At 64.5% G+C, this 8248-nt stretch carries 8 protein-coding genes; 5 read left to right on the plus strand and 3 right to left on the minus strand.

Annotated elements, in window-relative coordinates; genetic code table 11:
- A partial coding sequence (locus tag VKF82_03000; protein HME81025.1) for an aldehyde dehydrogenase family protein occupies nt 1-210 on the plus strand: 210 nt, incomplete at its 5' end.
- Nucleotides 211-350: 140 nt separating this feature from the next.
- On the opposite strand, the gene VKF82_03005 is transcribed toward VKF82_03000, so the two are convergent.
- The 3 genes from VKF82_03005 to VKF82_03015 all read right to left on the minus strand — a co-directional run bounded on the left by VKF82_03005 (nt 351) and on the right by VKF82_03015 (nt 3172).
- Entirely contained in the window at nt 351-956 is a 606-nt protein-coding gene (locus VKF82_03005; protein ID HME81026.1) for a hypothetical protein, read from the minus strand.
- Nucleotides 957-1019: 63 nt separating this feature from the next.
- Complete coding sequence (locus tag VKF82_03010; protein ID HME81027.1) at nt 1020-1529, minus strand: phage tail protein; 510 nt, start codon at nt 1527-1529, stop codon at nt 1020-1022.
- A complete protein-coding gene (locus tag VKF82_03015; protein ID HME81028.1) occupies nt 1523-3172 on the minus strand; it encodes an AMP-binding protein in 1650 nt (549 codons plus the stop codon). The genes VKF82_03010 and VKF82_03015 overlap by 7 nt, the downstream gene beginning before the upstream one ends.
- Before the next feature lie 167 nt (nt 3173-3339).
- Between VKF82_03015 and VKF82_03020 the strand changes: the two genes are divergently transcribed.
- The 4 genes from VKF82_03020 to lpdA all read left to right on the plus strand — a co-directional run.
- Nucleotides 3340-4440: a thiamine pyrophosphate-dependent enzyme gene (locus VKF82_03020; protein ID HME81029.1), complete on the plus strand. Its 1101-nt coding sequence runs from the start codon at nt 3340-3342 to the stop codon at nt 4438-4440.
- A gap of 14 nt (nt 4441-4454) precedes the next feature.
- Complete coding sequence (locus tag VKF82_03025) at nt 4455-5453, plus strand: alpha-ketoacid dehydrogenase subunit beta (protein ID HME81030.1); 999 nt, start codon at nt 4455-4457, stop codon at nt 5451-5453.
- Nucleotides 5454-5494: 41 nt separating this feature from the next.
- On the plus strand, nt 5495-6817 hold the full coding sequence (locus VKF82_03030) for a dihydrolipoamide acetyltransferase family protein (protein HME81031.1): 1323 nt from the start codon (nt 5495-5497) through the stop codon (nt 6815-6817).
- A 4-nt stretch (nt 6818-6821) separates the two neighbouring features.
- The coding region (lpdA, locus tag VKF82_03035; GenBank protein HME81032.1) for a dihydrolipoyl dehydrogenase at nt 6822-8248 on the plus strand (1427 nt) is incomplete at its 3' end.

Genomic DNA, 8248 nt, shown 5'->3' on the forward strand with positions numbered 1-8248 from the left:
GGGCGCGCGCAACGCGTGGCGAGCAAACTCAAGGCCGGCGGCGTCGCGATCAATTCGCCGGTCTCGATCATGCCGGGCGTGCCGTTCGGCGGCTACAAGCAGTCGGGATTCGGCCGCGAGCTAGCGATGCAGACGCTCGACCTGTACACCGAGACCAAGGGTGTCGTCATGTACACGGGCGCGAAGGCGATCGAGCTCTTCAAAGTGTAGCTGTTGCGGTCGAATTTATTCGACCGTCCTCACGTTCGCCTTCGCGCCTTGAGCCAGCGCATCACGGCTTCAGTCAAGAGCGCGGCGATGACGACGCCCGCGCCCGCCGCGACAGCGGCCCACGCGTCCGGCGTCACTCGTCAGCCGACCAGATCGGCGACGATCCGATTGCCGAGCCGTTCGATGATCGCGACCTCATCGCTGGTCTGGCCGATCGCCGCATCGAGCGAGGCCGCGCCCTGGGCGCCGTTGACCGAGACCACCATCACGTAGAACCGATCCGGCTGGGCGAAGAGCGGCTCGACGTGGACGTCGCGCTGCGTGCCGTCGTCGGCGGTGAACAGGTAGCGCACGCAGGCGTGCGTGCAGCGTCCGGCGATCTGATCCCAGCCGGGTGAAGGCGGCGCGTGTTCGCGCAGCACCGATGCCGGGTTCACGCCCTCAAGCGCTTGGACCGTGCCGGTGGCCTCGACCCGAACGCGGTACGGCGCCGCCATGTCGACGATCGGCGCGGCGATGCGCACGTCGTTCTGCAGCCGCTCGATCGCCGACGCCGCCACGTGTGCGCTGTTCTCCGACGCCTCGATATGCGTCTGATCCACGACGAGCGTGCGGCCTTGCGCGGGGTCGCTGAAGAGCACGCCGTTCGGGATCTGCGTCAGCGATGGGTAGTCGCGATGCAGCTCACGCAGCAGGTCGCCTTGCATGCCCGATGACAGCGGTTGCCCGACGGTGTTGCGATACAAACCGAGCGAGATCTTGGTGAAGGCAAACGGTGCGAGTTTGATGTCGGATTCCTTTCAGCGTCGCTACTTTTCGAGCGTGATACTTTCGCAGCTCAGCGTCAGTTCTTCGATCGCCACGTCGCCTGGAGCCTGACTTCCGGGGGACGCCGGCGATAGAGTCGGCCCGGTGTACTTGGTCGGCCGGCAGCCGGCAAACTTGTAGGTGCGCGTCACGCCGTTGGGGAGCTTCGTGGCGATCGTCAGCGTCTTCGATGCCGCGCTCGCATGCCAGTCGGCGAACTGTGTATTGCTTGTGAGGCCGCGCTTGAGCGTCACGGTCTCATAGCGCGGATGATCGGGCACGTGTTGCGAAGAGACGAGTCCACTCGACCGGTAGACGGCGGTGATTCCAGTTACGCCCTCGAGCTTGAGGCCTTGGGCCCGGACCGTGAAGTTCGACGGCGCGCGCCACGACGGCAGCGCGACATCCCCGGTGTGGATCGGCGTGGGCGAAGGAGCCGGTGGGTGCGCAGTGCCGGCCGAATTTGCCGCGAAGACGATGAGCGACACGACGACCGTCAAGGCAGCTACCATCGGCTGCTCTTCTTGGCCTTCTCGCGTTCGCGCAGTTCGACGCGGCGGATCTTGCCCGAGATCGTCTTGGGAAGCTCGGTCACGAACTCGATCTCGCGCGGATACTTGTATGGTGCGGTCAAGTTCTTGCAGTGCTCCTGCAGTTCCACGGCCAGCGCGTCCGACGCGGTATAGCCGGGCGCGAGGATGACGAATGCTTTGACAATCTCGCCGCGCATCTCGTCAGGCGACGCGACGACCGCGGACTCGGCGACGGCCGGATGTTCGATGAGCGCGCTCTCGACCTCGAACGGTCCGATGCGGTAGCCTGAGGAATTGATGACATCGTCGCCGCGCCCGACGAACCAGAAATATCCGTCTTCATCCACGAACGCGCGGTCACCGGTGATGTACCAATCGCCGCGAAACGACTTCGCCATCTCGGCCGGATTCTTCCAATACTCTTTGAACAGACCGACCGGACGCGTGGGCACCACGCGAACCGCGATGTCGCCTTCTTTGCCGGCCGGCACCGGCGCGAGGTCGTCGCCGATGACCGCGACATCAAAGCCGGGCGACGGCTTGCCCATCGAACCGGGCTTGACATCGAGCGGCGGAAAGTTGCCGCACAACAGCACCGTCTCGGTCTGACCGTAGCCGTCGCGGATCGTCATGCCCGTGTGGCGCTTCCACATGTCGATGACTTCCGGGTTCAGCGGTTCGCCGGCCGCCACGCAATGACGCAGCGCTTTGGGCTTGAATCGCTCGAGCGGCTCGAGCACGAGCATGCGGTACGCGGTCGGCGGTCCGCACAACGTCGTGATCGGATATTCCTCAAGCATGCGTAGCGTCTGGGCGGCCGAGAACTTGCCGGTCGCGTTGTTGACGAAAATCGCGCTGCCGCACTGCCAGGGTCCGAACACGCTGCTCCATGCCGCCTTCGCCCAGCCCGTGTCCGACAGGTTCCAATGAAGATCGTTGGGCTGCAGATCGAGCCAGAACTTGCCGGTGACGATGTGGCCCAGCGGATACGACGCCTGCGTGTGCAGGACCATCTTCTGATTGCCGGTCGTCCCCGAGGTGAAGTAGATGAGGCACGGATCGGACGCCTTCGTGCGCGGGCCGTCGTAGCGCGTCGGCCGGCCGGCGAGCAGCGAGTCGTATGCATGAGCGCCGCTTGACGCCCGCCCGAACACGATGATGTGTTTGAGGGTCGGGCACTGATCGCGCACCTCGCGCAGCTTGGCAAGATTCGCTTCGTCGACGAAGGCGGCCACCGCACCGGCGGTATTGGCGCGATAGACGAAATCTTTGGGCGTGAGCAGCGTCGTGCCGGGCACCGGAATGACACCCGCGCGGATCATGCCGAGCAACGCTTCCCACCACTCCGGTATGCGCGAAGCCACCAACAGTGCCCGGTCGCCGGGCTGCACGCCAAGCGAGCGCAACGCATCGGCCAAGCGCGATGATGCCTCGGAGAAATGCGCGAAGGTCAGCGAGAGTGGATCGGCCCCCTCGCCGGTCCAGATCATCGCGAGCTTGCCGCGGTCGCGCGCCCATCCGTCGATCGTGTACGAGGCGAAGTTGTAATATTCGGGCACCTCGAACGCAAAGCTGCGTCGAGTGCTCTCGTAATCCGTCATATTGGGCGTACGCGCGATCATCGGGTCGATTCTCCCGCGAAGCGAAAAGAAAAGTTCAACAGAGGGATATGCCTCGCCAACCCGCTCGACCCCTGGGCCTAGAACTTCCGAAGGGCGGAGGGAATGGCCGATATCCAAAGAAAGCGGAACTCGCCATAATAGTTGTTGCGGAGGCCCACCCATTTCGCATGGACATCAAACCCTTCACAGATAAACCGGTCAAATTTCTCGAATACGACGGCACGCCCGCCGGCGACATCGCGTCGCTCGGCCTGACCAACGAGCAGCTGCTGGTCATGTACCGATGGATGGTCTTCGTCCGCACGGTCGACGATCGCGGCTACATCCTCGTGCGCCAGGGCCGGGCCGGCTTTTACGCCCAGGTCGCGGGCCAAGAAGCGTCGCAGGTCGGCAGCGCGCTGGTGCTGGGCAAGAACGATTGGATGTACGGCGACCATCGCTCGCAGGGCAGCCAGCTCGTCAAAGGTCTCAAGGCGTCGCAGTGGTTCGCGCACGTGCTGGGCCGGATGCTCGATCCGACGCAAGGCCGCATGATGCCGCACGGCAGCGGCAGCAAAGAGCTGCACATCGTGCCGCCCTCCTCGACCGTCGGCAACAAGATCACCGAGGCGGTCGGCACCGCGATGGCGCAGCATTATAAGAAGACGAAAGACATCACCATCACGTACTTCGGCGACGGCGCCACCAGCGAAGGCGACTTCCACGTCGGCCTGAATTTCGCGGCTGTCTACGGTTCGCCGGTGTTGTTCTTCTGCCAGAACAACCAATACGCGATCTCCGTGCGTCTCGAAGAGCAGACCCATACCAAGACCATCGCTGAGAAGGCCCGCGCCTACGGCATGGACGGCTATTTCGTCGACGGCAACGACATCTTGGCGGTCTACGCGGTCACCAAGCTGTGCGCCGACAAAGCGCGCGCCGGCGGCGGACCAACCCTCATCGAAGCGTACACGTATCGCTACGGGCCGCATTCATCGGCCGACGACGACACGCGCTATCGCCCCAAGGGCGAGCTCGAGATGTGGCGCACGCAACGAGACCCGATCACGCGCTTTCGCAACTTCTTGATCGGCAAGAAGCTGTGGGACGACGCGAAAGAGCAGAAACTGCTCGAAGACGTCAAGGCTGAAGTCGCGGCCGCGTTCGCGGAAGCCGAAGCAAGCCCGGTGCCCGAGCCGCTCACGGTGCTCGACTACGTCTACGAAAAACGTACTCCCCACCTCGACGCGGAACGGGCAGAGCTCGCCGCCGAGCTTGGCGTGTCGTAGGAGGCAGCGCGAACATGGCAACCGTGCAAGCACAGAAGAAACAGACCTACACGATGGTGCAGGCCATCCGCTCCGCGCTCATCGACGAGATGACGCGCGACGAGAACGTCGTGACGTTGGGCGAGGACATCGGGCCGCGCGGCGGCGTCTTCCTCGTCACCGAGGGCCTCATCGACATGTTCGGCAAGGAGCGCGTGATCGACACGCCGCTGGCCGAGCTTGGCATCATCGGCGCCGGCATCGGCATGGCGCTCTATGGTCTGCGTCCCATCGCCGAGATCCAATTCATCGACTTCCTCTATCCCGGCTTCGACATGCTGGTGTCCGAAGCGGCCAAGCTGCGCTACCGTTCGGCAGGCGAGTTCCAGGTGCCGATGGTCGTGCGCTCGCCGTACGGCGGCGGCGTGCGCGGCGGCAGCTATCACTCGCAGTCGCCCGAGGCGTACTATGTGAGCACGCCGGGCATCAAGGTCGTCGTGCCGAGCAATCCGTACGACGCGAAGGGCCTGCTCATCTCATCCATCCGCGACAACGATCCCGTGCTCTTCATGGAGCCCAAGAAGATCTACCGCGCGGTGAAGAGCGAACTGCCGGAGGGCCCGTTCGAGGTGCCGCTCGGCAAGGCGTCGATCGCGCGCGAAGGCAAACACGTCACCGTCATCGCGTACGGCGCCATGGTTCCCGTCGCGCTCGATGGCGCCGCTGCGATGGAAAAGGAAGGCGTCGACGTCGAGGTGCTCGACCTGCGCACGCTGCAGCCCTACGACACGGAAGCGATCCTGGCATCGGTCGGCAAGACCGGACACGCGGTGCTGATCCAAGAAGCGCCGCGCATCGGCGGCTACATGGGCGAGATCAGCGCGTTTCTGGCCGAGAACGCGATCGAGTATCTGGAAGGACCGGTCGTCCGCGTCACGGGCTGGGATACGCCCTTCCCGTACGCGCTCGAGAAGGCGTACATGCCCAACGTCGAACGGCTGACGCGCGGCATCAAGAAGACATTGAATTTCTAAGAGTCCCAATGGAGCGGTCGAGTTCATTCGACCGAAACGAGATGCCCGTAGAATATGAGATGCCCGAATTGGCCGAGTCGGTCATCGAGGGCGAGATCGTCAAGTGGCTCGTCAAGGAAGGCGACCACGTCAAGCAAGATCAGCCGTTGGTCGAGGTCATGACGGACAAGGTGACGGTCGAAGTGCCGTCGCCGTACGAGGGCGTGCTGCTCAAGCAGGTCGCCGCCGAAGGCGAAGTCGTGCCCATCGGCAAGCCGATCGCCATCTTCGGCAAAGAAGGCGAGACGCTGGCCGATCACGCCGCGGCGCCTGCCGTAACTGCCACCCCCGTAGCGGCCGAGCTTGCTCGGCCGACCACTCCGCCTGAAGCCGCCAAACCTTCGAAGCCGCAAGTCAAGCCCGGCAATGGCCAAGCCGGCGCCGTCGCGCCGTCCGAAAGCGCGACCCCAGGACCATTTGGCCGCCCGCTGGCCGCGCCCGCCGTGCGCAAGTTCGCCCGGGAAAAAGGCATCGATCTCAACCGCGTGCGCGGCTCCGGTGACGGCGGCCGCATCACGCGAGACGACGTCGAGCGCGTGGCCTCAGGCGCCGCACCACAACCGACTCCTGTAGCGGCCGAGTTTACTCGGCCGATCGTCGCGCGCGCGTTATCGGGCCCGACCGGCGAGACCGAGCGCATCCCGCTGCGCGGCTTGCGCCGCGTCATCGCCGACCACATGGTTCACTCGAAGCACACGGCTGCGCATACGCTGCACGTGGACGAAGCGGACGTCACCGAGCTCGTCGCCATGCGCGCGCGCGCCAAGACCGCTGCGGCCGAGCGCGGCATCAAACTCACCTACCTGCCGTTCTTCGTCAAGGCCGCGTGCGCAGCGCTCAAGCGCCATCCGTTCATGAACGCCTCGCTCGACGACGAGAAGCACGAGATCATCCTCAAAAAAGACTACAACATCGGCATCGCCGCCAACACCGATGCCGGGCTGGTGGTGCCCGTGATCCATCAGGCCGATCAGAAGAGCATCTTTGAGCTCGCCATCGAGATCGCTGAACTGGCCGGCAAAGCCCGCGCCGGCAAGCTGTCGCACGACGAGATCAGCGGCGGCACGTTCACCATCACCAACGTCGGCTCGGTCGGCGGCCTGTTCACCTTCCCGGTCATCAACTGGCCCGAAGTCGGCATCTTGGGCACGCACTCGATCCAACCGCGTCCGGTCGTGCGCGACGGCCAGATCGTCGTGCGCGAGATGACCTATCTCTCGATCTCGTTCGACCACCGCGTCGTCGACGGCGCCATCGCAGCGCAATTCGTCAAAGACGTCGCTGCGGAGCTGTCTGCGCCCGACGTGATGCTGATGGAAGGCTAAAACCATGCCTACGAAATACGACGCGATCGTCATCGGCGGCGGTCCGGGCGGGTACAGCGCCGCCATCCGGTTGGCACAACTGAAGAAGAGCGTGCTGTGCATCGAGCGCGAGCGCGTCGGCGGCGTCTGCCTGAATTGGGGCTGCATGCCGAGCAAAGCGCTGCTGCACGTCGGCGAGGTCATCGCCGCCGCGCGCGAGGCGGCGAACATGGGCATCGACTTCGGCGGCGCGCCGCAGATCAATCTGCCCAAGCTCAACCAGTGGAAATCCAAGATGGTCGACGACCTGGTGAACGGCATCATCACGCTGTTCAAAGTCAACAAGGTCGATTCGATGACCGGCGACGTCGAGTTCATGGACGCCAAGAGCGTGCGCGTGAAGAAGCAGGACGGACGCGCGGAGCAGCTCTTCGCCGACAGCTTCATCATCGCGACCGGTTCGGAGCCCGTGTCGCTGCCTGGATTCGAGCGCGACAGCATCAAGATCCTCAACTCCGACGATGCGGTGACGCTGGCCGAGATCCCCAAGAGCATCCTGATCCTGGGCGCGGGCGTCATCGGGCTTGAGTTCGCCACCATCTACAAACGCCTCGGCGCCGAGGTCACGGTGGTCGAGCTGGCCGACAGGGCGCTCGCCGAAACCGACATCGAGATCTCGAACCTGCTCGTGCGCACGCTCAAACAGAAGCAAGGCATCGACATCCATCTGAAGACCAAAGCGGTGCGCGCCCAAGAGATCGGCAAGCGCGTGCGCGTGACGTTCGAAGGCGATATCGCCGAACCGATGGACTTCGAGAAGATCCTCGTCGCGGTCGGGCGGCGCCCGCGCACCGACAAGCTGGCGCTCGAACGCGTCGGCGTGACGACCGAACGCGGTTTCATCCCGGTCAACGAGCAGCGCCAGACCAACGTGCCGCACATCTACGCGGTCGGCGACGTCACCGGCGCGCCGTTGCTCGCGCACAAAGCCATGAAAGAGGGCGTCGTCGCTGCCGAGGTGATCGCCGGCCTGCCCAGCGCCTTCGATCCGCTCGCCATGCCGAATTGCGTCTACACGGATCCGCAAGTGGCGACCGTCGGCATGTCCGAAGAGCAGGCCAAAGCCGCGGGCTATGACATCGGCGTCGGGAAGTTCCGGCTCGCGGCGCTGGGGCGCGCCCGCACGATCGGGCTTTCGGACGGCATGGTCAAAGTCATCACGGATAAGAAGACGGATCTCGTGATCGGCGTGGGTATCTTCTCACCGATGGCCGAGACGATGGTGGCCGAATGCACGCTGGCGATCGAGATGGGCGCCACTGCCGAGGATATCGGTCTGACTATCCATCCGCATCCGACCTTCTCGGAACCGATCATGGAGGCCGCCGAGGTGTTGCACGGGCGGGCGATCCACATCGCCAACGCGCCGGTGACGCCCGTCCCCGCCAAGAC

It is taken from the genome of Candidatus Eremiobacteraceae bacterium, assembly GCA_035314825.1.
Taxonomy (GTDB): domain Bacteria; phylum Vulcanimicrobiota; class Vulcanimicrobiia; order Eremiobacterales; family Eremiobacteraceae; genus JAFAHD01.